This window comes from Paenibacillus phocaeensis, assembly GCF_900021165.1.
Taxonomy (GTDB): Bacteria; Bacillota; Bacilli; order Paenibacillales; family Paenibacillaceae; genus Fontibacillus; species Fontibacillus phocaensis.
Map to the genome: position 1 here is coordinate 1 of NZ_FCOQ01000014.1, position 25670 is coordinate 25670.

27 protein-coding genes, 1 rRNA gene and 1 riboswitch are annotated in these 25670 nt (G+C 52.5%); of the genes, 25 read left to right on the plus strand and 3 right to left on the minus strand.

The annotated features are described in order from the left end of the window. Positions 1–166: 166 nt before the first annotated feature. Positions 167–283 (plus strand): 5S ribosomal RNA (gene rrf / locus BN3795_RS08720). A 611-nt stretch (positions 284–894) separates the two neighbouring features. Here rrf and BN3795_RS08725 read toward each other — a convergent pair. Next, positions 895–2796, minus strand: coding sequence for an amidase family protein (locus BN3795_RS08725; protein ID WP_110945092.1), 1902 nt, complete (start codon positions 2794–2796; stop codon positions 895–897). Between the two features lie 417 nt (positions 2797–3213). On the opposite strand from BN3795_RS08725, the gene BN3795_RS08730 reads away from it, so the two are divergent. After that, positions 3214–3642, plus strand: a complete 429-nt coding sequence (locus BN3795_RS08730; protein WP_110945093.1) for a hypothetical protein — start codon at positions 3214–3216, stop codon at positions 3640–3642. Positions 3643–3774: 132 nt separating this feature from the next. On the opposite strand, the gene BN3795_RS08735 is transcribed toward BN3795_RS08730, so the two are convergent. Continuing rightward, positions 3775–4299: a hypothetical protein gene (locus BN3795_RS08735; RefSeq protein WP_068784333.1), complete on the minus strand. Its 525-nt coding sequence runs from the start codon at positions 4297–4299 to the stop codon at positions 3775–3777. Positions 4300–4517: 218 nt separating this feature from the next. On the opposite strand from BN3795_RS08735, the gene BN3795_RS08740 reads away from it, so the two are divergent. The 10 genes from BN3795_RS08740 to rsmI all read left to right on the plus strand — a co-directional run bounded on the left by BN3795_RS08740 (position 4518) and on the right by rsmI (position 12297). Then, positions 4518–4703, plus strand: coding sequence for a sigma factor G inhibitor Gin (locus BN3795_RS08740; protein WP_068784334.1), 186 nt, complete (start codon positions 4518–4520; stop codon positions 4701–4703). A 142-nt stretch (positions 4704–4845) separates the two neighbouring features. Next, positions 4846–6372, plus strand: a complete 1527-nt coding sequence (locus tag BN3795_RS08745) for an aminotransferase class I/II-fold pyridoxal phosphate-dependent enzyme (protein ID WP_068784335.1) — start codon at positions 4846–4848, stop codon at positions 6370–6372. Between the two features lie 55 nt (positions 6373–6427). Further along, positions 6428–7078, plus strand: coding sequence for a dTMP kinase (gene tmk, locus BN3795_RS08750; protein ID WP_068784336.1), 651 nt, complete (start codon positions 6428–6430; stop codon positions 7076–7078). A gap of 54 nt (positions 7079–7132) precedes the next feature. Further along, positions 7133–7462 carry a cyclic-di-AMP receptor gene (locus BN3795_RS08755; protein ID WP_036618158.1) on the plus strand — a complete coding sequence of 110 codons (330 nt, stop codon included), beginning with the start codon at positions 7133–7135 and terminating at the stop codon, positions 7460–7462. Positions 7463–7756: 294 nt separating this feature from the next. After that, positions 7757–8200 (plus strand): YaaR family protein, encoded by a 444-nt coding sequence (locus tag BN3795_RS08760; protein WP_068784337.1) that lies wholly within the window; start codon positions 7757–7759, stop codon positions 8198–8200. 25 nt (positions 8201–8225) lie between these two features. Next, positions 8226–9206 carry a DNA polymerase III subunit delta' gene (gene holB, locus BN3795_RS08765; protein WP_068784338.1) on the plus strand — a complete coding sequence of 327 codons (981 nt, stop codon included), beginning with the start codon at positions 8226–8228 and terminating at the stop codon, positions 9204–9206. 151 nt (positions 9207–9357) lie between these two features. Beyond that, positions 9358–10158 (plus strand): PSP1 domain-containing protein, encoded by an 801-nt coding sequence (locus BN3795_RS08770; RefSeq protein WP_068784339.1) that lies wholly within the window; start codon positions 9358–9360, stop codon positions 10156–10158. 47 nt (positions 10159–10205) lie between these two features. Next, positions 10206–10577, plus strand: coding sequence for a DNA replication initiation control protein YabA (yabA, locus tag BN3795_RS08775; protein WP_068784340.1), 372 nt, complete (start codon positions 10206–10208; stop codon positions 10575–10577). A gap of 68 nt (positions 10578–10645) precedes the next feature. Then, positions 10646–11401 (plus strand): tRNA1(Val) (adenine(37)-N6)-methyltransferase, encoded by a 756-nt coding sequence (locus BN3795_RS08780; RefSeq protein WP_068784341.1) that lies wholly within the window; start codon positions 10646–10648, stop codon positions 11399–11401. Further along, on the plus strand, positions 11398–12297 hold the full coding sequence (gene rsmI / locus BN3795_RS08785; protein ID WP_068784342.1) for a 16S rRNA (cytidine(1402)-2'-O)-methyltransferase: 900 nt from the start codon (positions 11398–11400) through the stop codon (positions 12295–12297). The genes BN3795_RS08780 and rsmI overlap by 4 nt, the downstream gene beginning before the upstream one ends. Positions 12298–12450: 153 nt before the next feature. Here the strand turns inward: rsmI and BN3795_RS08790 are convergent, their stop codons facing one another. Continuing rightward, positions 12451–12705: an AbrB/MazE/SpoVT family DNA-binding domain-containing protein gene (locus BN3795_RS08790; RefSeq protein ID WP_009226360.1), complete on the minus strand. Its 255-nt coding sequence runs from the start codon at positions 12703–12705 to the stop codon at positions 12451–12453. 314 nt (positions 12706–13019) lie between these two features. Here BN3795_RS08790 and BN3795_RS08795 point away from each other — a divergent pair, with 314 nt between their 5' ends. From BN3795_RS08795 to BN3795_RS08855, 13 genes are all read left to right on the plus strand, one after another. Then, complete coding sequence (locus BN3795_RS08795) at positions 13020–14309, plus strand: HD domain-containing protein (protein ID WP_068784343.1); 1290 nt, start codon at positions 13020–13022, stop codon at positions 14307–14309. A 17-nt stretch (positions 14310–14326) separates the two neighbouring features. Next, complete coding sequence (locus BN3795_RS08800; RefSeq protein ID WP_068784344.1) at positions 14327–15100, plus strand: TatD family hydrolase; 774 nt, start codon at positions 14327–14329, stop codon at positions 15098–15100. Positions 15101–15310: 210 nt separating this feature from the next. Continuing rightward, a riboswitch (cyclic di-AMP (ydaO/yuaA leader) is annotated at positions 15311–15523 on the plus strand. A gap of 446 nt (positions 15524–15969) precedes the next feature. Continuing rightward, on the plus strand, positions 15970–17106 hold the full coding sequence (locus tag BN3795_RS08805; RefSeq protein ID WP_068784345.1) for a 3D domain-containing protein: 1137 nt from the start codon (positions 15970–15972) through the stop codon (positions 17104–17106). A 176-nt stretch (positions 17107–17282) separates the two neighbouring features. Then, positions 17283–17828, plus strand: a complete 546-nt coding sequence (gene rnmV / locus BN3795_RS08810; protein WP_068784346.1) for a ribonuclease M5 — start codon at positions 17283–17285, stop codon at positions 17826–17828. A 3-nt stretch (positions 17829–17831) separates the two neighbouring features. Continuing rightward, positions 17832–18725 carry a 16S rRNA (adenine(1518)-N(6)/adenine(1519)-N(6))-dimethyltransferase RsmA gene (rsmA, locus tag BN3795_RS08815; protein WP_068784347.1) on the plus strand — a complete coding sequence of 298 codons (894 nt, stop codon included), beginning with the start codon at positions 17832–17834 and terminating at the stop codon, positions 18723–18725. A 24-nt stretch (positions 18726–18749) separates the two neighbouring features. After that, positions 18750–19667, plus strand: a complete 918-nt coding sequence (gene yabG / locus BN3795_RS08820; RefSeq protein ID WP_068784348.1) for a sporulation peptidase YabG — start codon at positions 18750–18752, stop codon at positions 19665–19667. A 237-nt stretch (positions 19668–19904) separates the two neighbouring features. Beyond that, a complete protein-coding gene (gene veg / locus BN3795_RS08825) occupies positions 19905–20180 on the plus strand; it encodes a biofilm formation stimulator Veg (RefSeq protein WP_059040406.1) in 276 nt (91 codons plus the stop codon). 207 nt (positions 20181–20387) lie between these two features. Next, positions 20388–20567, plus strand: a complete 180-nt coding sequence (locus BN3795_RS08830; protein ID WP_016314706.1) for a small, acid-soluble spore protein, alpha/beta type — start codon at positions 20388–20390, stop codon at positions 20565–20567. 187 nt (positions 20568–20754) lie between these two features. Next, positions 20755–21609, plus strand: coding sequence for a 4-(cytidine 5'-diphospho)-2-C-methyl-D-erythritol kinase (ispE, locus tag BN3795_RS08835; RefSeq protein WP_068784349.1), 855 nt, complete (start codon positions 20755–20757; stop codon positions 21607–21609). Positions 21610–21726: 117 nt separating this feature from the next. Then, positions 21727–22563 (plus strand): pur operon repressor, encoded by an 837-nt coding sequence (gene purR, locus BN3795_RS08840; protein ID WP_068784426.1) that lies wholly within the window; start codon positions 21727–21729, stop codon positions 22561–22563. A 176-nt stretch (positions 22564–22739) separates the two neighbouring features. After that, positions 22740–23024: a septation regulator SpoVG gene (spoVG, locus tag BN3795_RS08845; protein ID WP_036618134.1), complete on the plus strand. Its 285-nt coding sequence runs from the start codon at positions 22740–22742 to the stop codon at positions 23022–23024. A gap of 157 nt (positions 23025–23181) precedes the next feature. Beyond that, positions 23182–24582, plus strand: coding sequence for a bifunctional UDP-N-acetylglucosamine diphosphorylase/glucosamine-1-phosphate N-acetyltransferase GlmU (gene glmU / locus BN3795_RS08850; protein ID WP_068784350.1), 1401 nt, complete (start codon positions 23182–23184; stop codon positions 24580–24582). A 101-nt stretch (positions 24583–24683) separates the two neighbouring features. After that, entirely contained in the window at positions 24684–25637 is a 954-nt protein-coding gene (locus tag BN3795_RS08855; protein WP_036618130.1) for a ribose-phosphate diphosphokinase, read from the plus strand. Positions 25638–25670: the final 33 nt, after the last annotated feature.

A 25670-nucleotide genomic window follows, 5' to 3' on the forward strand; every position in this document is an offset into this window, starting at 1 on the left:
GGAAGTGCAGCAATGTATGGAGCTGACAGGTACTAATCGGTCGAGGGCTTATCCAAAAAACTCCAAAAAGTGGCGTCAGGCTGAACAAGCCGATCCGAGCACTTGAGGAGACTAACACGCAAACTTTCGTTTCGTATCCAGTTTTCAAGGATTAAACCTTGAACTGTTTGGTGGCGATGGCGGAGGGGTTCCACGCGTACCCATCCCGAACACGACCGTTAAGCCCTCCAGCGCCGATGGTACTTGGACCGAAGGGTCCTGGGAGAGTAGGACGCCGCCAAGCAAAGACAAAGAGCACTGCCGTTAATCCGGCAGTGCTCTTTTAGTTTTATCCATAAGTGCGGAGCTGCAGTTAATTTCGGAGAAACCGCCGTTTTGGGGTAATTAGTTGCCTGTATGCAGTTATTTTCGGCGATAATCGGGGAATGGGGCTGTTTGAGCAAATTTAACTGCATGTGGGCAACTATTGGGCCTGATTTGCCGAAAAGGTGAGAATTAACTGCACAAGCACAACTATTCAGTAACTTCTACTTCGTCAAGGGATGACCAAAGAGCACCGAGAGCACCGATTGAACATTTGATGGCCACCGGCGGCGAGGCGAGGCGTTACACAGGTGTCCGGCGCAAACTTGAGAATTAAGTGCGGAGCTGCAGTTAATTTCGGAGAAACCGCCGTTTTTGGGCAATTAATTGTCTGTATGCAGTTATTTTCGGCGATATTCGGGGAATGGGGTTGTTTGAACAAATTTAACTGCATGTGGGCAACTATAGGGCCTGATTTGCCGAAAAGGTGAGAATTAACTGCACAGGCACAACTATTACAAGTAACTTCTACTTCGTCAACGGATAATCAAAGAGCACTACCGTGGTTTTGGTAGTGCTCAATAGAGGAAATTATGGCGTTAATCTGGGAGCGTGCCGGTGATGGGTGCCTTGTTCGTAGCTGTAAGCCAATTTAATCAGTGTGCCTTCGTCAAATGCACGACCCAAGAATTCGATGCCAACCGGCAGGCCGTTTGCCGTAAAACCAGCCGGTACCGTAATAGCTGGAAATCCTGAGAACGGACTCAGACGATTGTTGTTCCCGGACGACTGACTGTCGCCGATTAACGCCGGCGGTTGGGTGCTTGTCGGGTACACGATCGCATCGAGGTTGTTGTCCGCCATCACCTTCAGGAGAGATTCACGGGTCAAGCTGGTGCGCTTCAGCACGATATCCTTATACTCCTGGGTATCCAGCGATTCCCGGGAATCGCGGGCTTTCATCGATTGCTCTTGGGTTTTGTCGTACTCACCAGAGGCAATAATTTCAGCCAGACTGTGATAAGGGGCATCTTCGCCCAAATCCTTCAGGTATTCGTTCAACTGAAATTTGAACTCATAACCGCTTAAACTGGGGTACTTATTGATCTCCGCTAAATGAGGAATCTTGATGTTTACGACCGTTGCGCCGAGGCTTTCCAGCTCACGGACGGCGTTAGAGACCACATCGGACACCGATCTCTCCTGATCGTTGCCTTCCGGGAAGAGTTCAGTTGCTACGCCGATGCGTGCGCCTTGCAAACCATCAGCGTTAAGATAGTCGGTGTAGCTCTCCGGGATACGGCCAACGCTATAGGCGGTAGCGACATCGTCCGGATCATAGCCGGCTGTAACGTCGAGAAGGATTGCCGCATCTTCGACCGTACGGGCCATCGGACCGCCGACGTCCTGAGTCAGGGCTAGCGGGATAATACCATCCCGGCTGGATAAGCCGATTGTTGGGCGGATGCCGACCAGACTGTTAAAGCTGGAAGGGATACGAATCGAACCGCCGGTGTCCGTGCCCAGTCCGGCAACGGCAAAGTTAGCGGCAATGGCTGCCCCGGTACCGCCGCTGGATCCGCCAGGATAATGATCCGGAGCATAAGGATTTTTCGTCTGACCGCCTAAGGAACTGGAGGTTGTAATGCCAAAGGCAAACTCGTGCAGATTGGTTTTGCCTAATATAATCGCCCCGGCTTCTTTGAGCTTGGCAATCTGATCGGCATCCTGATCAGGCACGGAATCTCGCAAACACAGGCAACCCGCCGTGGTAGGCATGTCGGAGGTATCGAAATTATCTTTTACTAAGAGTGGAATTCCGTGCAAAGGCCCGCGCGGACCTTTTACAGCTCGCTCCTGATCCAACGCTTCAGCTAACTCTAAAGCCTCAGGGTTAAGGGTTAAGACTGCCTGAAGAGAGATCCCCTGGTCGTCATATTTGGCGATGCGATCCAGATACATCTGAACCAGTTGTTTCGAAGTTATCTTGCTTAGCTCCATCGCCAGCTGAATTTCGGAGATCGAGGCCTCAGGGAGCACAAAGGGCTTTAAATAGCCTAGAACACGTTCACGAAGCCGTTCGAGATCGTTTGTCGACAGAGGTTCATCAGGTTGAAACAAGGTATCGGAGTAACCTTTCATCAGACCGGCTTGAACGACCGCTCCGACCGCCCCCGCGTAATTCGACTGGTCGGGAACGTCGCGGAAGGCTTCAGCCGTACTCTCCAGCCCCAACCATTGTTGAAGCAAGACAGCGACCTGGCTGCGGAGCACTTGATTCCCTGAGAGCTCCGGCATGGTAAACGAGCCCCCCGCCTCAACCGCAGCTTGTTTCATCGTCTGACGGAAATGCTCGCCGGTAACCAGCGATGAGGCTGTAACCGATGAAGCCGCTTGAGCTTGCGGGGTCGGCCCCGCTCCTAAACCGGCGATGAGCACAGAAGCTAGCAGCAATATACTTCTTCTTTTCCAGCGCGGTCGATATCGGTTCATAAGCCATTCCTCTCCCCTACAAATGATTAAAGTTATGTGAATTATCATAATTTGATGTTAGATATGATGACAAAGAGGATGGTACTTCAATAAAACGCATACATGATGGAATATTACCTTAAAGCGCGATTTTACTTCGAGTTCCTTTTATTAACGAATTTTAATAATGTACTTGCAAGATGTTATATAAAGTGACTCGAATCTAACGCAAATTTACGATTTTCTGAAAAACCACTGAGATATTTTCAGTTTCTACCAAATGGAATGTAACCATTTTGTTACCGACATGGATACGTCTGCCGTTATAATTAGAATGGTATGTTAGCATCTAGGGCATTTAGCCTATCCGGAATCTATATCAGAGTGACAGCAGGAAGTTTTTTTCAGTATATAGGCAGGGGTAAGGAGGAATGGATCATGCGGCGAAGAGGGATACGAATATCCTTATGCTTCATGTGGGGAGTCTTGATGATGATTGTCATCGCAGGCTGTGCATCTTCCGAGCCTTCGTGGACGGATTTTGTGGGAGCAACGGTCGAGAAGAATTTTCCCGTCCCTAAAGAGGCGAATCAAACGGAAACGGCTCTTAATAACTCCAAGATGGACTACGTGCATTATAAGCTTACCGGACTCAAGGAGAGCAGCGAAATCCCCGAGGCCTATGAGAAGGTGATTGCGGAATGGGGATGGAAGGAGAAAAAGGAAGAAAGCACGGGATCAACCCGAGTGTACGAGAAAGGGAAGCAAATTGTGCAGCTGACGCTTCACGATAACTCTATTACCGTTCTGGTCCCGAAAAGAGAAGAGAAAACAGTCATTCAAGGTTTGGAGAGCAGTAGTCCTTGACCTTAGGGACTTCGGATATGATGGCGGCGCCCGTTACCGGACAAGTCGGTACAAACAATTGCGTAACAGCACACACAAGAAGCCTGAACTCTGCAGCGGCGCAGGGTACAGGCTTCTTTCTTTGTTAACCGTTCATTGCATGTAATAGGCAATTTCGAGACCGGTGATTTTGATCATTCCGTCTTTCCGTTGTCCCCGCAGGATCGCAAGTACGATCAATCGGGGGATCATCAGCCAAAGATGCCAGAAAAATAAAGAAAGCACAAAGGAGATCGGTGACCAAGGGATCAGAATACCGATAATACAGCATCCAATCCAGGCGGTATGAAGGTGGACCCGACGATACACAGGGTAGGCGATATATTGATCAGGCATGTAACCGATCCACGGCATCTGACGGGAGAATCGCCAACGCTTTCGATAGGAATGGCTGACGATCATCAACACGGAGCGGGAGATGACATATTGGATCCACAATAGGACCGGGATGGCCAGCAGGAAAAAAAAGACGCTGGTCCAGGATATAAAAACCGTCTCAGCAGCCAGCCAGATGACGGGGAGTATTCCTAAGCTGTGGATGAGCGACTTCGGCAAAACCTTCTTTTTGAGCAGCGTATAATGATAAAACGTTGCATGAGTTTCGGTTTCGGCGGACATCAAGCGTTCGATCCTCCTTCAAATTGACATGAGCTTCCGCAAAGGCGGACTAGCTCTTCTTAATATATCGGATGAAACCAAGAATAATTAAGACGCCGCGTACAAACACCGCATACGGATCAGCGGCATAAGATAAAGTAGAAAGCGGACTATGAAAAGGTTTAAAATAGTAGAATCTGTGTCATACTGATAGTAAAAAAGACAAGGTGGGATCGGGCATGGATGAGCTGGGCGTCAGAACTTGCATTATTTGTGGAGAACCAAAAAACGAGGGAATTCATATCGTATCGGAATTTATCTGCGACGCTTGCGAGGCAGAGATGGTGCACACTGATGTGCAGGAGGAGAAATACCATTTCTTCATTCATCAAATGAAGCAGATCTGGGTGCAAAAAAATGCATAACACTGCCGGTTAAAAGGACCTGTTCATTTTGGGAGCAGGTCCTTTTATGTTGCCCTACCGGGCGAACTAGCGGTAAAATGAAGCAAAGGATACAATTGCACAAAGATAGGAAGACCTTGACTCGGAAGGATTAAGCATAGGAATGGAAGAGGAACGAAATCAAGCTGCCCCATTGTACGAGGCCCTAAGGCGATATCGTGAGAAAAAAGATGCTACTTTTCATGTGCCGGGGCATAAAAACGGACAAGCCTTGCGTGGCGATATCCGTGCGGAAGATGGACTGTTGAGCGTGATGGAAATCGACGTCACGGAAATCACCGGGACGGATGATCTCCATCATCCGGAGGGCGTCATCCGCGAGGCGCAGGAATTGGCGGCCGCCCAGTTTGGGGCGGAGGAGACATTTTTTCTGGTTGGCGGCAGCACGGCTGGCAACCTGGCCTTGATCCTGAGCGTGTGTACCGCGCCAGGAGATGTGCTGCTCGTGCAGCGGAACGTGCATAAATCCGTCATTCACGGATTGATGTTGGCGGGTGCGCACGCGGTGTTTTTGGCGCCGCGGCAGGATACCGGCAGCGGGCTGGCCACCATCCCAAGCGAAGCCGCGGTGCGGGAAGCCTTGCGCCGATATCCCGGCGCGAAGGGATTGCTGCTCACGCACCCGAGCTATTACGGGATGGGCGCGCCGTTGCAGCCGCTGGCCGAGCTGTGCCACGCGTACGGCGTGCCGCTGCTCGTCGACGAGGCGCATGGCGCCCACTTCGGCCAGCACCCGGCGCTGCCGGAGAGCGCGCTGGCCGCGGGAGCCGATGGCGTCGTGCAGTCGACGCACAAGATGCTGACCGCGCTCACGATGGGCGCGATGCTGCACGTGCAGGGCGGGCTGCTCGACCGCGCGCTGCTGCGCCAGCGGCTGGCGATGCTGCAGAGCTCCAGCCCGTCCTACCCCATCATGGCTTCGCTCGATCTGAGCCGAAGCCTGCTGGGGACGCACGGCCCCGCCTTCTTCGAGGGCGGGCTGGCCGCGGCCGCGCATCTGCGGCGCAGCCTGGCCAAGCTGCCGCGCTTCGGCGTCGTTGCACCGCCGGGCGCCAGCGGAGGGGCTGCTGCATATACTATCCAAGATCCTTTGAAACTTGTGATTTATGATGTATCCGCAGCCCTCACCGGGTATGAACTGCAGGAGCGGCTCGAGGCTCAGGGATGCGTGCCGGAAATGAGCGATGACCGCTACGTCGTTCTGGCGCTTGGCCCCGGGACAACGATGGAGGATGCCGAGCGGCTGCTGCAGGCGTTGGAGCAGATCGCTGAGACTGGTAGAGCTGGGGTTGCGGCGAGCTCCAGCACCTCTACGGGAAGGGACAATCAACTTTCCACGTGGAACATTACGACAGATGAGGTCGTTTTGTCCGAGGTGTCCGAGCCTGTCCCCTTTGGCCTTACGCCGCTGCTCCCGGCAGAGATCGAGGTCGTATCTACCCGGGACTGCCTGGGCCGGCAAGCAGCCGAGATGATCGTTCCGTATCCCCCCGGCATTCCACTGCTTTACCCCGGGGAATGGATCACCGAGGGAATTCGGCAGCGACTGCTGCAGCTTCGGGATTCCGGAGCCAAGTGCCAGGGGGCGGCAGATCCGCGGCTGCAAACGATTCGAGTCAAGAAGAGATAAAGCCAAGCATATACTTGTACATGATTTTTCGATAAGAAAGCAGGGAACGAACTAGATGAACCATCAAGCCGAAGGATTATTCATTACGCTCGAAGGGGGGGATGGCTCCGGCAAAACCACGGTTATGCGGGAATTGGAACAGGCGTTAGAAGAACATGGCGTGTCGTTTATATCTACGCGGGAACCCGGAGGTATTGAAATTGCCGAGAAGATCCGCGAAGTGATCCTGAATCCGCAGCATACGACGATGGATGCGCGGACGGAGGCGCTGTTGTACGCGGCATCCCGGCGGCAGCATTTGGCGGAGAAGGTGGAGCCCTCCCTGGAGCGAGGGATAACGGTTCTCTGCGATCGATTCCTGGACAGCAGTCTGGCTTATCAGGGATATGCTCGCGGGCTGGGGATCGATGAAGTGCTGGAGATCAACCTTTTCGCCACCAAGGGGCGGTATCCGGACCTTACCTTCTATCTCGATATCGAACCGGAAGCCGGATTGGCCCGGATTGCCGCCGGAGCCGGACGCGAGGTGAACCGTTTGGACATGGAAAGCCTGCAATTTCATCAAAAGGTTCGGGAAGGGTATCGGATTCTCGCAGCGAAGTATCCGGAACGCATCAAAACGATCGATGCTTCGCGCAGCAAGGAAGAGGTTGCTGCGGAGATTCGCGGGCATCTTTCCGCGACAATAAAGGATTTCATGGCCTAGCCGTCAAATAGGTTAGTAGGGTACATTTTTTTATAAAACAAGGAGGTACTGCATATGAAACTGATTGTTGCGATTATCCAGGATAAAGACAGCAACCGGCTATCCAGCGCGCTCGTGAAGGAAAACTATCGGGCAACCAAGCTGGCGAGTACCGGAGGGTTTCTTCGGGCGGGGAACACGACATTTATGATCGGTGTAGACGACCATCAAGTGGATGCCGTATTGAACGTGATCCGTAACAGTTGTAAAGTGCGGGAGCAGTTGGTTACCCCGGTGACGCCGATGAGCGGTACTACCGATTCGTATTTGCCGTTGCCCGTTGAGGTGCAGGTGGGTGGGGCGACGGTGTTTGTACTCCCAGTAGACCGTTTCGAACACTTCTAAATATAGCGGTTATTAAAAAGTCAACTTTTGATCACGAAGTTATTCGGGAAGCGGATGCGACATCGAATCTTGAACTCAACCGGGCCTTCCGTTGCTCACGTAGATCTATCTACGCTGTGCTACTCAGTCCCTAGTTTCGTCCAACCTTCTCGGTGCTGAAAAGCCGACTTTTTAATCTTCAGCATGAGAGGAAATCAAAAAAGTCATCTTCCCACCACGAAGCGTATCAAGGAAGGGAAATCGACATCGAATCTTGAACCTCTTTTTCTATATCAACCATAGGCGGTGAACGCTTTGAAAATTGATCCGGGATACCGGCCGCTCAAAAGCGGCTTGGGGGTGACTGACAGCCCAGCCAAGCCGGTGCAATCCAAGAGCTTCTCCGATGTGATGCAGCAGCATGGCCAGCAGGCAACCCAAGAAGAGCTGAACCGGAGATTTAAGGAAATTCAAATGCAAGGGGACCGGCTTGCCCGGTCCATGACCGTTCGGGAGCTGAAGGCGTACCGGATGATGGTCAAGCGTTTTCTGGAGGATACGGTTCGGCGGGGGGTAACCATTAAGGAATCCAAAGGATGGGACCGCCGCGGCCGCGGGAAGCGCTACAAGCTGCTGGATGAAGTCGATGCTGCGCTTCTGGCGATGGCGGACGAACTGCTGGAGACCGAGCAAGGCAAGATCGAACTGCTGCAAAAAATCGGCGAAATCCGCGGCATGTTGATCAATTTGTGTTTCTAGCATTGAAAGGACGAGGTCAAACGCAATGTCATTTCAAGAGATCATCGGGCAGGATACGGCCAAACAGCTGCTGCAGAGCAGTCTGAGACGCCGAGAAATCTCCCATGCCTATCTATTTAGCGGACCGCCTGGAAGCGGGCAGATGGAAATGGCCATGGCCTTCGTCCAGGCGTTGTTCTGCACTCAAGGCGGAGACGACGCTTGCGGGGAATGTCTAGAGTGCCGCAAGGTGCTGCACGGCAATCATCCCGATTTAATCACGATCAAGCCCGACGGGGCAACGATCAAAATTGAACAAATCCGCGACCTTCAACGGATCTTCTCCTATCGTTCGGAGAGCGGAAATCCTAAGGCTTATATCATTGACGAATCTGAAAAAATGACGGTGCAAGCAGCCAACAGCCTGCTGAAGTTTCTGGAAGAGCCGCCCTCCCCGGCTGTAGCGATTCTGCTGTCGGACAATGGACGAGCCTTGCTTCCGACGATTCAGTCGCGGGCACAGTGGGTTCCTTTCTCGCCGGTGAATCCGGAGACGATGCTCCAAATATTGGCGAATGAGGGATTTTCGTCAATCTTGGCCCGAAGTGCCGTTCATCTCGCGGCGGGACTGGGGCCGTGCCGGGATTTAATCCAGCAGAATTGGTTTGCAGAAATTAGAAACGTAGTGTTACAATTAGGGAAGGAAATCGCAGGCCGTGGCGGTTCTCCTTTAATTACGGCGCAGCAAACGTTGTTCAAATCCGGCTTGACCGATCATTTGGACATGTTGTTCAGCCTTTTCCATTTGTGGTTCAAAGATATGATCCATGCGCTCTATCATAAACATGATCAGATCGTTTTCATAGATGAGCTTTCGTTTATCAATCAGCATGCCGCCAGCCGCACCGCCGAACAGTGGATTGACGCGATGGCCCTGGCTGCAGAGAGCAAGAAGAAACTGCGGCAGCATATGAATGCCAGCCTCTGTGTAGAGCAGTTTTTGATCGCCGTGGATGGACAGCGATAAGACCTGCAACAGGATATGACAGATCCGTTCTACTTTCGCATGAAACTTTCTCCCCTGAAAGAGCAGGGATTTACAGTAGCGTCTTATAGAACGCGCGCTTCGAGGGTAAGCGGTTCATCAGTTTTTTAGAGCTATACGAGGGGGTTAGTTTTTGTATACTGTAGTGGGCGTTCGCTTTAAGAAAGCGGGCAAAATCTATTATTTCGATCCGCTGGAACTCCCCGTGGAGAAGGATCAAAGCGTGATTGTGGAAACCGCGCGGGGGATCGAATATGGGAAAGTGGTGGTCGGCAAGAAGAACGTTGGAGAATCCGATGTCGTCCTTCCGCTGAAGAAGGTCATTCGGATCGCTGACGAAGCCGACGCCCGTGTAGTCGAAGAGAACAAGTTTGCGGCAAAGAATGCGTTTGCCACATGTTTAAATAAAATCAAAGATCATGATTTGAAAATGAAGCTGGTTGACGTCGAGTTTACCTTTGACCGCAATAAGATCATTTTCTACTTCACGGCGGAAGGCCGCGTGGATTTTCGCGAGTTGGTGAAGGATTTGGCCAGCATCTTCCGGACCCGGATCGAGCTGAGACAGATCGGCGTGCGGGACGAAGCCAAGATGCTTGGCGGCATTGGCCCTTGCGGCCGCGTGCTCTGCTGTTCCTCCTGGCTGGGTGATTTTGAGCCGGTATCGATCAAGATGGCCAAGGATCAGAGCTTGTCGCTGAACCCTACGAAAATTTCCGGATTATGCGGTCGTTTGATGTGCTGCCTGAAGTTTGAGCATGATAACTACGAAAGCACCAAAGAAGAGCTTCCATCCGTAGGCAAAATCGTCGTCACTTCGCTGGGAGACGGCAAGGTCGTCGGCCTTAACGCCGGCAGCCGCACCGTGCATGTACAGCTGTTTGAAATCGGGAAAGTGAAGGAGCTTCCGCTGGACGATGTCGTCCTGAAATAAGAAGATCTTTTCAAGATAGATTTTAGAGATGACTCTGGGGTGGGAACTTGGAGAACAAGGACATTTTCACAAGTATGCAGGCGCTGGAAACGCAAATGGGCAAAGTACACGGCGATTTGGGCAGCCTCAAGCTGGAGGTCAAGAAGCTGGTCGAAGAGAACCAGCGGCTTCGCCTCGAAAATGAACAGCTGCGCAAAATATTAAAGCGAGAAAGCGCGGAGGGGCCATTGCCCTTACCGGTAACGGAGAGAACCGACAGTCCGGTTCTGGCCGGCAAAGAAGCGATCGATGTCGTCGGCGAAGGCTACGATAATCTGGCGCGTCTTTACCATGAAGGCTTTCATATTTGCAACGTTTATTACGGGCATCTGCGCACCGAAGGCGACTGCCTGTTCTGCTTGTCGTTTTTGAATAAATAAGGAACCGTGGGGGGCGTCCCTGCGGTTTTTTTTAAATTTAGGCTGAAAAAAGGATGGAGTTAGGATTCATGAACCCGATACCGATTTATGAGCAGGAACGCATAGACGACTTGCTGACGCATGATTTGCATATCATTCAGAGCGATGAAGTGTTCAGCTTCTCGATGGATGCCGTATTGTTGGCCCGGTTTGCCCCGGTGCCGAAGTACGGCAGAGTCCTTGATTTATGTACGGGCAACGGGGTGATTCCGCTGCTCCTCTCCACTCGGACGAAAGCGGAGATCGAAGGGATCGAGATTCAGCCGAGGCTGGCGGACATGGCAAGACGCAGTGTGGAAATGAACGGGCTGACGGACCGGATCCGGATCCACGAGGGGGACCTGCGCGACCTGGTGAAGGTGACGGGTCACGGCGCATATGATGCCATCACGGTCAATCCGCCCTATATGCCGATGACGGCGGGGGAGACGAAGCTGAATACACATCAGGCGATCGCGAGGCATGAAATTCACTGCAGCCTGGAGGATGTGGCGTCGGCCGCAATGCGGCTGGTTCGGCCAGGGGGCAAGGTGTCGATGGTCCATAAGCCGCAGCGACTGGGCGAAATTATGACGCTGCTGCGTCAATATCGATTGGAGCCGAAGGTGATCCGTTTCGTGCATCCCAGGGCTGGAGCGGAAGCGAATATGGTGCTGGTTGAGGCGCTGCGGGACGGCAAGCCGGACGTGCGGGTACTGCCGCCGTTGATCGTATATAATGAGAACGGGGAATACTGCGAAGAAATCATGAATATTTATTACGGGCCAAAAGAGGGTAGAGCATGAACGTACAAGTACAGAAGAGTTTTGATTCGTCTTCGGGTGCAGCAACCCAAGCGAGCAGCGGCAAATTGTTTCTGGTAGGTACGCCGATCGGGAACCTGGAGGACATGACCTACCGGGCTGTCCGTACGCTGCAGGAGGCGGACATCATCGCGGCGGAGGATACGCGGCAGACGCGAAAGCTGTTAACCCATTTCGACATCTCTCCGGGTAAATTGCTCAGTTATCATGAGCATAATAAGACCGCCAGCGGTCCGGAACTGATTCGCTTTATAATAGAAGGAAAAAATTTAGCCCTCGTCAGCGACGCCGGTCTGCCGGCGATTTCGGATCCCGGGAGCGACCTTGTGAAGCTGGCGCTTGAGGCGGGGATTTCGGTGATACCGGTACCGGGAGCCAATGCGGCATTATCGGCCCTTATCGTTTCCGGACTTCCGACGGAACGCTTTACGTTTCTTGGCTTTTTGCCAAGGGATTCCAAAGAGCGGGAAAGGTTACTGAAGTCCTTGGAGGATCAGGAAGGCACGATGCTGATGTACGAATCGCCGCATCGGCTTATTCGAACGCTGGAGGCTCTGCTCGAGGTGTGGGGAGATCGGCGGATCGTGCTGGCAAGAGAATTGACGAAGCGGTATGAGGAAATGGCGCGCGGGACGATTCAGGATTGCCTTGCCTGGCTGCAGGAGCACCCGCCGTTAGGTGAATATTGCCTGGTCGTAGAAGGAGCGCATCCGGATGTGGTGAAAGAAAAGCGGGATGCCTGGTGGCAGGCGCTTACGGTGGAGGAGCATGTCCGGCATTATGAAGCCGAAGAAGGGGTGTCTCGGAAGGAGGCGATGAAAAAAACAGCGGCCGATCGGGGCGTAGCCAAACGGGATATCTATAACCAGCTGCTATAGGTCTCCATCTCTCTCCGAGATTAGACAGAATTAACCAAATAGACGAAAAAAAGGGGCCTTCACTAGGCCGGGTTCTAGCCTAGGAAGGCGCCAAGGAGATATGAAAAAGGTTAGAATTAACAGTTTCAGTAAATCTATTATATACTATAATTCTTAATTTGTCACAGGGGTAGGAAGCTCAGTAATGCATTCGTGGCAAACAATTTTGCCTTTGAAGTAAGTTACGTTCTCGGCATTGCCGCAGAAGATGCAAGCCGGCTCATATTTCTTCAGCATGATCCGTTCACCGTCTACATAAATTTCGAGCGCGTCTTTCTCTCCGATCCCCAGTGTGCGGCGCAATTCGATCGGAATTACGACACGGCCCAATTCGTCTACTTTTCTTACGATACCTGTGGATTTCATCATATTGATGATTGCCCCTCTCGCTATAAATTGGAATTGTCATTATTCGACATGATTCTATCTTTTATGATTTTTATAATACCAACCATTGCCAGATTAGTCAACCTATTTATGGTATAGTTCAATATTATTTCTAAATTATTGCGATACATAACACCCGAAAACGTTACTAAACCTAGCAAGTTAACAATATTCTATAATTCGACATTTTGGAAATCTAAAATTTGACACATTACGACATTATTCGACATAACCTGCCTTGTTCAGTCAGGATTCAGCTTTTATCACCTAAATTACGGATAAAGGAGTGTTGATTTATGCATCGACAGCTTCGGGAAGAGAAAGTGTTCAAGGATCCCGTACATAATTATATTCATGTACAGGACGAATTGATCTGGTCGCTCATTAATACGCCGGAGTTCCAGCGTCTGCGCCGCATTCGTCAGCTCGGGACGTCTTATTTGACCTTCCATGGTGCCGAACACAGCCGCTTCTCGCATTCGCTTGGCGTTTATGAGATTACGCGCCGAATTATTTCGCAGTTTGAACGAAGCGGGTACGCGGATTGGCCCCGCGGGGATAAATTAGTGGCGTTGTGCGCGGCGTTGCTGCACGATTTGGGGCACGGTCCGTTTTCCCATTCTATAGAAGAAGCGTTTCAGATGCACCACGAGGATTGGACCTGCAAAATTATATTGGGCGACACCGAGGTAGGCGCCGTCATGCGCGAGGTGTCTCCGGATTTTCCGGACAAGGTGGCTGCAGTGATTCGCAAGGATTACGAGAATCCGATTGTGGTCAACCTGGTTTCAAGCCCGTTGGATGCGGATCGTATGGATTATTTACTCCGGGATGCTTATTTTACCGGTGTGAATTACGGCACGATTGATATGGACCGGATTCTCCGGATGCTCCGGCCCTACCAGGGGCGGGTGGTTGTGAAGGAATCGGGGATGCACGCGGTGGAGGATTATCTGATGTCGCGTTACCAGATGTATTGGCAAGTGTATTTCCACCCGGTGACGCGGAGCTCGGAGATCATTCTTCGGCAGATCCTGCGCCGCGCCAAGGAATTGTATCGGAGCGGACATTCCTTTGGTTTCCTTCCGCATCCGCTGCCGGATTTATTCCGGGGCAACATCGGCGTCGCCGATTACTTGCAGCTTGACGAGGCGCTGATGCAGACGGCGTTCATGCAATGGACGAGGGAGCAGGATGGGCTGTTAAGCGATTTGTGCTCCCGATTTTTGAATCGCAAATTGTATAAATATGTAGAATTGGATACACCGGAGCTGGAAATGCTGGAGGAGATTCGAGGAGCCTTTACGCAAGTTGGGCTGCACCCGGAATATGACATGGAAATTGATTTTCCGACCGATCTGCCGTATGATGTGTTCCGTCCGGACGAAGGGGTCCGCCAGAAGCAAATCTTGCTGTTGGACCGCCAGGAGCGAGTGCGGGAAATTTCCGAAGTCTCGGATATCGTGCGATCCATCAGCGGTTTGCACCGGGGCAAAACGCATTTGTACTATCCGGATAATAAACTGGTTGCCGTTATGGACCGTCTGCCTGCGGCGGTAGCCCGTATTTTCGAACAACGGAATTAGGAGGATGACGATTCGTTATGTTATTTGATACGCATACGCATTTGGACGCTCCCCAATTTGACGCGGACCGCGAGGAAGTGATTGCGCGCGCCGTGGAGCAAGGGGTTACGCGAATGATTAATATCGGATTTAACCGGGAGACGATCCCTTCCACGATGAAGCTGGCGGAGACGTATGACTTCATCTACGCCGCCGTTGGCTGGCATCCGCAGGATGCGATTACGATGCAGGAAGGCGATTTGGACTGGATCGCTGAATTGTGCAAGCATGAGAAGGTGGTAGCGATCGGGGAAATTGGGCTGGACTATTATTGGGACACCTCTCCAAAGGACGTTCAGCATGAAGTTTTCCGCAAACAAATTGGACTGGCCCGCAGCTTGGGAATGCCGATTTCGATCCATAATCGCGACGCCCATGAGGACGTGGTGCGCATCCTCCGCGAGGAGAAGGCCAACGAAGTTGGCGGCGTAATGCACTCCTTCTCCGGCAGTTGGGAAATTGCCAAAATGTGTCTGGATTTGGGATTTCATTTGTCGTTTGGTGGACCCATTACGTTTAAAAATGCAAAGCAGCCGAAGGAAGTGTTGGCCAAGACGCCGATGGACCGATTGCTGATTGAAACGGATTCCCCTTATTTAACACCGCATCCATATCGTGGGAAGCGAAACGAGTCTGCGCACGTTCGATTGGTAGCGGAAATGGCAGCCGAGCTTAAAGGGGTGACTTTTGAGGAAATCGCGGAAATTACGACCCGGAATGCAATGGAACGATTTGGAATCTCGAGAATTTGAGAGCAAATGGGACGAAAAAAAGAGGATTTCGGAAAGATTAATGCTTTTTAACCCTTAAAAACGAGATCATTACATTTTTTTAACCATTTATTAAAAAAAACGTGGTTGATTCGTGCTTTACAACCTGCATCGAAACAGGATAGAATCTTTTCAGTATCGATTTGGTTCGTTCCGGATGGACAAATTGAACCACTCGATGCTTGGTTCCATGAACCAGTCTCGCTGAATCTCCTTCGCCGGAGAACGGGGGAACCAATGCGGGCAGCGGTTGGCAGAAGCCAGTTGCGCCGGCATTTGATTTCTTTACCAGGGTCTATGGGGTGAATTCGAGGTCATTGCGCCATGAGCGAATGAACTGAGAAAGGGCGGCTCTCTTTCGCCCGAACCCGACAGCTAACCTCGTAAGCGTATAAGAGAGGTCACTCGTGCAGCTATTACACCCAGACAAACAAGAAGCCACGAAGGAGTTCCTCTAACTCTTTCTTTAGGCTTCTTTTGTTTTGAATAAAAGTAATAGGGTCATCATACTGTTGGTAAACAGGAGGTGACGATCGCAAGAGAGACTGGATCAGGATGCAAAACGGCTTGGGCTTAATTTTTTAAAATAAGAGTCAAAAAGTCAGGTTTTCAGCACCGAGAAGGTTGGATGAAGCTAGGGACTGAGTAGCGGAGCGTACATAGGGGTACGTGAGCAACGGAAGGCCCGGGTGAATTCAAGATTCGATGTCGAATCAGCTTCTTGATTTGCTTCGTGATCAAAAGATGACTTTTTTGGCAACCATAGGCGTTTTGTAAAAAGTAACTGTAGTCGCGTCAATCGTTATCATGCATCGACCTAGACGGCGGGACTATGAAGGAGGACGGAAGAAATGGGCATTTTCCGCAAAGGGGAGACCCATGAATCACGCTCATCCAGCATGTCTTACGCAATGCGATGGAAGCATGAGAATTTACGTCAGATTGCGCTCGTCGGCGTTCTGACCATCGCGGTAATCATCATCATCCTAATCTGGCTGTTTGGCCAGGAACATAAAGAAGTGTCCCTGATCGTGGACGGCAGCGTCCAATCGGTGGAGACGAGCAAATCCAGCGTAGCCCATTTGCTGGAGGAGCAATCGATTCAGCTTAGCGCGAAGGATTCGGTATCCCTTCCGCTGGACAGCGCACTGAAGAACGGCGACCGCATTGTCATTGTACGCGCGGTCCCAGTAAACGTGACCGTAGACGGAACGAAGAAGGTCCACTTCACGACGCAAAGCAAAGTTGAAGGCGTGTTGTCCGAGCTTGGCGTTACCTTGGATCCACATGACAAGGTTATTCCGACATTGGACAGTAAAGTTAGTGCAAACCTGAACGTGAAGGTGGTTCGGGTGAGCAAGCAAACGGTGCAGACGAAAGAGACCGTGCCATTCAGCGTGGTCAAAACGTCGGACGCCAATCTGCTGAAGGGCACGACGAAGGTCGTTCAGCCAGGCAGCGCCGGTCTGGTCATTCACAACATTGAGAAAACCTACGAGGACGGAAAGTTCGTGACGAAACGATGGCTGGGTAAAGAGGTCTCCAAGAAACCTCAACCGAAGGTTGTCGCCGTTGGCACGAAGAAGCCAACCGCCGTTCTGTCGGCCAGCATCAACCGTACCAATAACGCGGTGAATATTAGCGGGTTGACGACCAAAGGCGGCGTCTCATTCAAATATAAAAAGATACTCAAAAGCGTCACGTTGACCGCTTATTCCGCGGAAGAAGACGGGATTGGCACTCGCACGGCCTCCGGCACCCGTGTGACGGAAGGCAGGACGATTGCCGTTGACAAAGACGTCGTTCCACTCGGCTGGTGGGTATACATCGAGGGGATCGGCTTCCGTAAAGCGGAGGATACCGGTGGGGCCATCAACGGGCATAAGATGGACGTGTATTTCGATTCGCTGAAGGATGCGAAGAACTTCGGCCGGAAGAAGGGCCGCACGGTATACGTGATCGGTCCGACGAAGCCGGAGTTGAACTAACCCTGCTTATCTCCGTTTTACAATGCGGAGGGAATGGGATAGTATTAGGATGATGAATAAGACAGTGGATTAGAAGAGGATACCATCCTCTTCTTTTTGTTATTCTTGAGAGGTAGTTGGGCATCGATATAAATTACCAAAAGAGAAGTTAGAGCACGAAGGGAAGAATAGATACCATGATCAAAGAAGTTATCGTGGTGGAAGGCCGGGATGATACCGTGGCCATCAAGCGCGCCGTGGAGGCGGATACGATTGAGACCGGCGGTTCGGCCATCGGCGAGCACACGCTGAAGAAGATCGCTTTGGCCCAGGAGCGCCGAGGCGTTATCATTTTCACCGATCCGGATCATGCCGGGGAACGAATCCGCAAAATTGTAGCGGCGCGGGTGCCGGGCTGTAAGCATGCGTTCCTGCCCGAAGCCGAGGCGACGAAACGCGGGGATATCGGGGTGGAGAACGCTTCGCCGGAGGCGATCCGTACGGCGTTGTCCCGGGTGCGCAGCGAAGCGCCGGGAGTCGAGGCGGGCATCGATTGGGATGACTTGATGCATGCGGGGCTGATTGTGCATCCGCAAGCGGCAGCACGGAGGAAGGCCTTAGGCGAGCTGCTGGGTATCGGGTATTGCAACGGGAAGCAATTATACAAGCGGTTATCCGTATTTCGCATCAGCCGTGAGGAGTTTGCGGCGGCTTTAGCTGAGTTAGAGAGTAAAGGGGTTTAGAGTATGATGAGGGAAGACGTATCAACGCCGCGCCGAACGAAAGAGATCATTCAACGGCACGGTTTTTCGTTCAAGAAAAGCCTGGGACAAAATTTTCTGATCGATCAGAACATCCTCGGCAAAATCGTCGCGGCGGCGGGACTGGACAACACCAAGGGTGCGCTGGAAATCGGACCGGGGATCGGCGCATTGACAGAGAAGTTGGCTCAGGAGGCCGGCAAGGTGGCGGCGGTGGAGATCGATCAGCGGCTGCTCCCGATCCTGGAGGAGGTGCTGGAGCCGTATCCGCACGTACGGGTGATCCACGGGGACGTGCTGAAGCTGGACCTGCCGGCCTTATTTGCCGCTGAATTCGGCGGAGTGAGCGGTGTCAGCGTGGTGGCGAATCTGCCCTATTACGTGACGACGCCGATTCTGATGAAGCTCCTGGAGGAGAAGCTGCCCCTGGAGCATATTGTCGTCATGATCCAGAAGGAAGTGGCCGAGCGCATGGCGGCTGCACCGGGCGGCAAGGATTACGGCAGCCTCAGCATTGCCGTGCAATATTACAGCGTACCGGAGCTGATCTGCACGGTACCGCACAGCGTGTTCATTCCGCAGCCGAATGTGGAGTCTGCGGTGATCCGCTTGACGGTACGGAAGACGCCGGCGGTGGCCGTGAAGGACGAGGTTTTTTTCTTCGAGGTGGTACAGGCTTCTTTTGCCCAGAGACGCAAGACGATTTCAAACAATTTGAAAAGCCGCTTCTTCCCGAAAGAGGGGCGGGAACGGCTGGAGATGCTGCTGGAGGAAGCCGGAATCCAGCCTTCCCGGCGAGCCGAAACGCTAAGTCTGGAGGAATTCGCGAAGCTGAGCGATACGCTGCTTAACGCCGGTGTGAAGGACCTCCGCGAGTAACCATTCCCTCTTGTCGCCCATACGATGGGGATAGAGGTGATTGACTTGACGAATTTGGGAGACTTGGTCGTCCGCAAATCATACGGTGGAGACGTCACGTTCCGGATCGAACGGATTGTGCGGAGCGAAGCGATCATTAAAGGAACGGAATTTCGGCTGCTGGCGGATGCGCCCTTGACCGATCTGGTTAAGGTAGACCCGGCTTCCCCAGGAGAAACGACGCAGCGGGCCCGCATCAAAGTGAACGAGTCGTTGAAGCGATTAACCCAGGACCGCAAGGAATTGGCGGAACGCAACCGGATGGCGGTTGGCCGTGACCTTTATATGCAAGGGGAACCCGCTTATTTCGAGGTCCCGGGCAAGGTGCTGCATCTGGACGGCGACGAACGATATTTGCAGAAGAGCTTAAGCCTCTATGAGAAGCTGCGCGTCCCGGCGCAAGGATATTACGTTACAGAATCGCAAATGGCCCATGCGCTGTACCGCCTGTTGCCTACAGTCAAGCCGGATATCGTTGTGCTGACCGGTCATGATGGTGTGTTGAAATCGCGCCCCAACGGCGACCTTTATAATTTAACCAGCTATAAGAATTCCAAGCATTTTGTGGAAGCCATCCAAACGGCTCGGCAATACGAGCGGAATTTCGACACGCTTACGATCGTGGCCGGTGCCTGCCAGTCGCATTTTGAGGCGTTGCTGCAGGCGGGAGCCAATTTTGCCAGCTCGCCCGGCCGGGTGCTGATTCATGCGCTGGATCCGGTATATATCGCTGCCAAGGCGTCGCTCACCTCCATTCGCGAGACCATTCAAATCACCGACGTGCTGAACCACACGATCAGCGGCACGCAAGGCGTCGGCGGAATTGAGACACGCGGGAGCTATCGGATTGGACTGCCCAAACTCAAGGATTTAACGACGCTGAAAGTGGTGCCGTCCATGTGAAATGCCTAATAAAATGTAAAATCCGTCATTCCGTTTGATCCATGCCGGAAGGAGCTGAGGCGAACGCCCCAGGACCTTCCGGTTATTTTTATTTGAACTCCCATCGGGTTACAAACCATAATGTCGAAAAATAATCATTGACACGCCTTTTTTACTGCTGATATAATTATTTGTTTTGATTTGACAAGGTTGTGGCTTTCCTGTATAATGGACAAAGAAAGAAGGTGGTCACAGGCAATGGCTAAAAATGCGCTGTCGGAAATTAAGCATAGTCTCGACGCCCACGTAGGACAGAAAATTATGCTCCGGGCAAACGGAGGTCGCCGGAAGACCGTCGAACGCACTGGAGTATTGGAGGAGACTTACCCTTCGGTCTTCATTGTGAAGCTGGATCAAGAACAGCAAACCTTTAAGCGTGTGTCTTACAGTTATGCCGATATACTGACCGAATCCGTCGAAGTGATGATTTGCGACGACAACGACGGAATGCGGATTTCGTATATTAAACCGTGAACATCATGAACCAAACAGCAAACGGTTATCGCCCGGTGGGTGAGGCCGTTTTTTCTTTTTCTGCGACAGTTGTGTGCTGGATAGCCGGCTTGTTGTGCTGCCCAATGTTCGTCTAAGGTGGACAAGGTTCCCACGGTATGCGTAGAACGAGGCCGGCGCATACTAATCATCGTTCCTATATCCATGACCCAAAGGAGGGCACTGACCATGTCGCGAAGAAGACGCAGCGTGATGTCGGAGAACTTGAAGGTCGAGCTTGCGAAGGATCTGGGATTTTATGATACCGTCCAGCAGGAAGGCTGGGGGGGCATCAAAGCCAAAGATGCGGGCAACATGGTGAAGCGGGCGATCGAGCTCGCTGAGAAGGCCGCAGCGAAACAGCAATAATCTCTGTCGCAGCGAAGCTTCCTATTCGGGGAGCTTCGTTTTTTTCACTGGATGCAGTAAGATAGAGGGAGAATCATTTGTCTTTCATACATAGACGAGAAGGCCACGATTTTTTAAAATAAAGGAATGTGTACAGAAACCGGATGGATGAGGAATTCGACGGAATTGCTGAGGGTGGGGGAGCGCCATGAAAATTTACGAAAAAGCACCGGCCAAAATCAACTTAATGCTTGATGTGTTGCATAAACGTCCGGACGGTTACCATGAGGTTGAGATGATCATGACCATGGTCGATCTTGCCGATCGTCTGGAAATGAGCGCCCTCCCGCGGGATACGATTATAATTTCGAGCCAGGCCGGATATATTCCGCTGGACGAGAAGAATCTGGCGTTTCAGGCGGCGAAGCTGATCAAGGAACGATATAATGTGCAAAGCGGGGTTTATATTCACCTCGACAAGAAAATTCCGGTTGCCGCGGGCCTGGCCGGAGGCAGCAGTGACGCAGCGGCCACGCTGCGGGGGTTAAACCGGCTGTGGGAACTGGACATCCCCGACGAAGAGCTGAAGGCGCTTGGATCGGAACTCGGTTCCGATGTGCCTTTCTGCGTGACGGGAGGAACGGCGCTGGCCACGGGTCGGGGAGAAGTGTTGACGCCGCTGCCGAGTCCTCCGCAGTGCTGGGTGGTCTTGGCGAAGCCCCCGATCAACGTATCAACCGCAGAGGTCTACAGCCGCCTGCAAGCTGAACAGATCACGCATCATCCATCGGCGTCCCGGATGCAGGAAGCCCTGGAGAAGCGTTCGTTCACGGACGTATGCCAGGAGCTCGGCAACGTGCTGGAGCAAGTCACGCTGCAGCTTCATCCGGAAGTGGCGCACTTGAAGGAAGCGATGCTGCGTCTCGGCGCGGATGGCGTGCTGATGTCCGGGAGCGGACCTACGGTGTTTGGGCTCGTGTCGAAGGAATCGAAGGTCTCCCGCATTTACAACGGGTTGCGCGGGTTTTGCAAAGAAGTTTACGCCGTTCGACTGCTGACGTAATGCCGGCATAGGGGCTTGGAACGGCCGTACGCCTTCGCTTATTTCCAAGGCTTGGACAAATCCGTACAAAAATGTTATAGTTTCATTAAAATATTCGGATTTAGCGAGGGGTACTTCGTGAAGAAATTAAAGAGAAGCGCTCGTTTGGTCGAGATGACCCATTACTTGTTGTCTAGACCGCATCATTTGATCCCATTGACTACTTTTGCGCAGCGGTATGGGGCGGCCAAGTCGTCGATCAGTGAGGATCTGGGCATCATTAAAGAAGTGTTTGAAGGCGAAGGGATGGGGGAATTGCTGACTCTCGCAGGGGCGGCCGGCGGCGTGAAGTATATCCCCCGGGTCGGCTTGGAGCAAGCGAACGCTTTTATCCGGCAGCTGTGCGAGAAGCTGGCGCAGCCGGACCGGATTTTGCCCGGCGGTTACTTGTATATGTCGGACCTCCTAGGACAGCCGGCGCTGATGAATGAGGCGGGGAAGCTGTTTGCTACGGCTTTCGGCGATCTGGAGATCGACTGTATCATGACCGTGGAAACGAAGGGGATCCCCCTCGCTTATGCAACCGGGGCGGAGTTGAACCTGCCGGTTGTCCTGGTTCGCCGCGATCATCAGGTGACGGAAGGATCGGCGGTAAGCATCAATTATGTATCGGGCTCCCACAAGAGCCTGCACACCATGACCTTGTCCCGCAGAGCACTTAAGGAGCGCTCCCGTGTACTCATCGTCGACGACTTCATGAAGGCAGGGGGGACGATCCAAGGCATGGTGGATCTGCTCGGCGAGTTCAATGCGGAGGTTGCCGGTGTCGGGGTCCTGGTGGAATCGGGGGAGGTTGCCAGCGAACAGCGGCTCCTGCATGATTACATCTCATTGGCCACCCTTCGTGCGGTTGATGCGAAGGAGAAGGAGATCGCAGTAGAACCTGGGAATTATTTTTCGAAATTTGGACAATAAGAACCTTGTCGAGATCTCATCAAATTGTAAGAATTATCGACGAAACGTGTCGAAAAGCCCGTTTTATCAAAAAAAATCGTGATTTTAGCCCATTTTGTTGATGAAAAAAAAAGGATTTCCGTTTGCTATGTGGAATATTACACCAAGTCTCTGATGGAAAAAGGTGGTGAACACATATGCAAATTACGGATGTAAGACTCCGCCGAGTCAGCTCTGAGGGCAGAATGAAGGCAATCGCATCCATTACCATCGATAACGAATTTGTTGTTCATGACATTCGCGTCATCGACGGAAATAATGGGATGTTCGTAGCTATGCCTAGCAAGCGCACGCCGGACGGGGAGTTCCGGGACATCGCGCATCCGATTTCCTCTGGCACCCGCGAGAAGATTCAAGCTGCAGTCCTGGCTGAATATGAGCGTGCCGCCGACCAAGAGGAAGCGATTGAAGAAGGGGCGTAAGTCGCATTTATTTAATTTCTTGACCAATTGGGGTTCGAGGAAAAGGGAGCCATGCGTACATGGCTCCCTTTTCTTTTTGCCCTAAATGAGATATATTCAGTAATGAGTTTTAATGAGAGTGAGCTACCTTTTTAAAAAAGAGAAGGAGGCCGGGGACTTGAAAAGATTAGCGATCGTACTTGCCGCAGGTCAAGGGAAACGGATGAAGTCCAAGCTTTACAAAGTGCTTCACCCCGTTTGCGGCAAACCGATGGTTGGGCATGTGCTGAACGTGGTTCAAGAAGCGGGTTGCGAACGCAGCATCGTGGTTGTCGGCCATGGAGCCGACGCCGTGAAGTCCTATTTGGGCGCATCGGCGGAATATGTGTTGCAGGAGCAGCAGCTGGGAACCGGACATGCCGTCAAGCAAGCCGGGCCATTATTGGCGGGAGAAGAAGGAGTCACACTGGTGATCTGTGGCGATACCCCTTTGGTTACGGCAGAGACGCTGGAAGCGCTATTCGATCTGCATCATCGCAAGGGAGCGGCGGCGACCGTCCTTACGGCAAAGATGGAGCAGCCGTACGGTTACGGACGGGTGATTCGCGGCGCAAACGGAACGGTGGAACGGATTGTCGAACAGAAGGATTGTTCGCCGGAAGAAGCAGCCGTGCAGGAAATTAATACGGGCACTTATTGTTTTGATAATGCTAAATTATTTGCCGCGTTGGAGAAAGTCACCAACCATAATGCTCAACAGGAGTATTATCTCACCGATGTGATCGGCATTTTGGTGCAGGCGAATGAAATCGTAGAGGGATATGTGGTCGCGGATGTTCGGGAATCGATTGGCGTCAATGATCGGGTGGCTTTAGCCGAGGCGGAAGCGGTGATGCGCGAACGTATCGTGCGGAATCATATGCTGAACGGCGTAACGGTGATTGATCCGGCCTCTACCTATATCGGCGCAGAGGTGACGATCGGTGCGGATACCGTGATCTATCCGGGTACCGTCCTGTCGGGGAAGACGACGATTGGCGAGGATTGCGTGATTGGTCCGGCGGCGGAAATTGAAGATAGCGAGATTCAGGACGGCGCGAAGGTGAAACAGTCGGTGCTCAGCCAGGCGGAGGTCGGCCGGGAAACGACCGTAGGGCCTTTCGCTTATTTGCGTCCGGGGACGAAGCTCGGAGCGCACGTCAAAGTCGGCGATTTCGTGGAAATCAAAAATGCGACGCTGGACGATGGCTCCAAAGTGTCGCACCTCAGCTACATCGGCGACGCCAAAGTCGGCAAGAACGTCAATATCGGCTGCGGCGCGATTACGGTGAATTATGATGGTTATAATAAGTCCATTACGGAGATCGAAGACGAGGCCTTCGTCGGCAGCAACGTGAACCTGATTGCCCCGGTCAAGGTGGGCAAAGGGGCTTACGTGGTTGCCGGCTCAACGATTACGCAATCGGTTCCGGAGAACGACCTGGCGATCGCCAGAACCCGGCAGGAGAATAAACCCGGTTATGCCGAGAAGATTCGGGCCCGGGCCAAAGCCAAGAAGCAAAGACAGCAGGAATCTTAACCAAGGATGCAGTGACCATTTGAATAGACGGGGTAGCTGGGAAGCGGGTTATTCAAGAAACGCCCTATCGCTATCTACACAGCACGGAGGGTTTTAATTTTATGACTTATTGCGATTCTAAATTAAAGATATTCACCTGTAACTCCAACCCGAAGTTGGCCCATCAAATTGCGGATTATATCGGTATTCCGATGGGGGATTCGGAGACGACAAGCTTTAGCGACGGCGAGATTCAAGTTAAGCTGTCCGAAAGCGTCCGGGGCTGCCACGTCTATGTGGTGCAATCAACCTGCGCGCCCGTCAACGATAACTTGATGGAGCTTCTCGTCATGGTGGATGCTTTGAAAAGAGCTTCGGCCAAGAGCATCAATGTGGTTATCCCGTATTACGGTTATGCCCGCCAGGACCGGAAGGCTCGTTCGCGCGACCCGATCACGGCCAAGCTGGTGGCCAATCTGATCGAGAAAGCCGGCGCGCACCGCGTCATTACGATGGACTTACATGCCATGCAGATTCAGGGCTTCTTCGATATCCCGGTCGATCATATGCTGGGTGTGCCCATTCTGGCGCAGTACTTCCGCTCGAAACATATCCCGAATCCGGTCGTAGTTTCGCCGGACCATGGCGGGGTGGTTCGTGCCCGCAAGCTGGCCGATTTCCTGAACGCGCCGCTGGCGATTATCGACAAGCGCCGTCCGGAGCCCAACGTCAGCGAAGTGATGAACATCATCGGGAACATCGAAGGGAAAACCGCGATCCTCGTGGATGACATCATCGATACCGCCGGTACGATCGTCCTTGGCGCCAATGCGCTGAAGGAAGGCGGGGTTGAAGAGGTGTACGCCTGTTGTACGCACCCGGTGTTGTCCGGGCCGGCAATGGAACGTTTGGAGAACTCTCCGCTGAAGGAAGTGATCGTGACCGATACGATTCCGATCACGCATCCGAATCCGACAAGCAAGCTCAAGGTACTGTCCGTCGCTCCACTGATGGGTGAAGCGATCATTCGTGTGCACGAGGAGCTGTCGATCAGCAAGCTGTTCGAGATCGAATAAAATGGTCACTGCCACACCAGGGGTTGCGTCCTC

Excerpts from the sequence above, each read along its gene's own strand:
- BN3795_RS08800 (WP_068784344.1), top strand. The coding sequence starts at position 14,327 with ATGTTATTTGATACGCATACGCATTTGGACGCTCCCCAATTTGACGCG.
- BN3795_RS08745 (WP_068784335.1), top strand. The coding sequence starts at position 4,846 with ATGGAAGAGGAACGAAATCAAGCTGCCCCATTGTACGAGGCCCTAAGG.
- rsmA (WP_068784347.1), top strand. The coding sequence starts at position 17,832 with ATGATGAGGGAAGACGTATCAACGCCGCGCCGAACGAAAGAGATCATT.
- BN3795_RS08795 (WP_068784343.1), top strand. The coding sequence starts at position 13,020 with ATGCATCGACAGCTTCGGGAAGAGAAAGTGTTCAAGGATCCCGTACAT.
- rsmI (WP_068784342.1), top strand. The coding sequence starts at position 11,398 with ATGAACGTACAAGTACAGAAGAGTTTTGATTCGTCTTCGGGTGCAGCA.
- BN3795_RS08725 (WP_110945092.1), bottom strand. The coding sequence starts at position 2,796 with ATGAACCGATATCGACCGCGCTGGAAAAGAAGAAGTATATTGCTGCTA.
- rnmV (WP_068784346.1), top strand. The coding sequence starts at position 17,283 with ATGATCAAAGAAGTTATCGTGGTGGAAGGCCGGGATGATACCGTGGCC.
- veg (WP_059040406.1), top strand. The coding sequence starts at position 19,905 with ATGGCTAAAAATGCGCTGTCGGAAATTAAGCATAGTCTCGACGCCCAC.
- BN3795_RS08755 (WP_036618158.1), top strand. The coding sequence starts at position 7,133 with ATGAAACTGATTGTTGCGATTATCCAGGATAAAGACAGCAACCGGCTA.
- spoVG (WP_036618134.1), top strand. The coding sequence starts at position 22,740 with ATGCAAATTACGGATGTAAGACTCCGCCGAGTCAGCTCTGAGGGCAGA.
- BN3795_RS08830 (WP_016314706.1), top strand. The coding sequence starts at position 20,388 with ATGTCGCGAAGAAGACGCAGCGTGATGTCGGAGAACTTGAAGGTCGAG.
- tmk (WP_068784336.1), top strand. The coding sequence starts at position 6,428 with ATGAACCATCAAGCCGAAGGATTATTCATTACGCTCGAAGGGGGGGAT.
- yabG (WP_068784348.1), top strand. The coding sequence starts at position 18,750 with ATGGGGATAGAGGTGATTGACTTGACGAATTTGGGAGACTTGGTCGTC.
- BN3795_RS08740 (WP_068784334.1), top strand. The coding sequence starts at position 4,518 with ATGGATGAGCTGGGCGTCAGAACTTGCATTATTTGTGGAGAACCAAAA.
- ispE (WP_068784349.1), top strand. The coding sequence starts at position 20,755 with ATGAAAATTTACGAAAAAGCACCGGCCAAAATCAACTTAATGCTTGAT.
- BN3795_RS08790 (WP_009226360.1), bottom strand. The coding sequence starts at position 12,705 with ATGATGAAATCCACAGGTATCGTAAGAAAAGTAGACGAATTGGGCCGT.
- BN3795_RS08780 (WP_068784341.1), top strand. The coding sequence starts at position 10,646 with ATGAACCCGATACCGATTTATGAGCAGGAACGCATAGACGACTTGCTG.
- BN3795_RS08855 (WP_036618130.1), top strand. The coding sequence starts at position 24,684 with ATGACTTATTGCGATTCTAAATTAAAGATATTCACCTGTAACTCCAAC.
- BN3795_RS08805 (WP_068784345.1), top strand. The coding sequence starts at position 15,970 with ATGGGCATTTTCCGCAAAGGGGAGACCCATGAATCACGCTCATCCAGC.
- holB (WP_068784338.1), top strand. The coding sequence starts at position 8,226 with ATGTCATTTCAAGAGATCATCGGGCAGGATACGGCCAAACAGCTGCTG.
- BN3795_RS08730 (WP_110945093.1), top strand. The coding sequence starts at position 3,214 with ATGCGGCGAAGAGGGATACGAATATCCTTATGCTTCATGTGGGGAGTC.
- BN3795_RS08735 (WP_068784333.1), bottom strand. The coding sequence starts at position 4,299 with ATGTCCGCCGAAACCGAAACTCATGCAACGTTTTATCATTATACGCTG.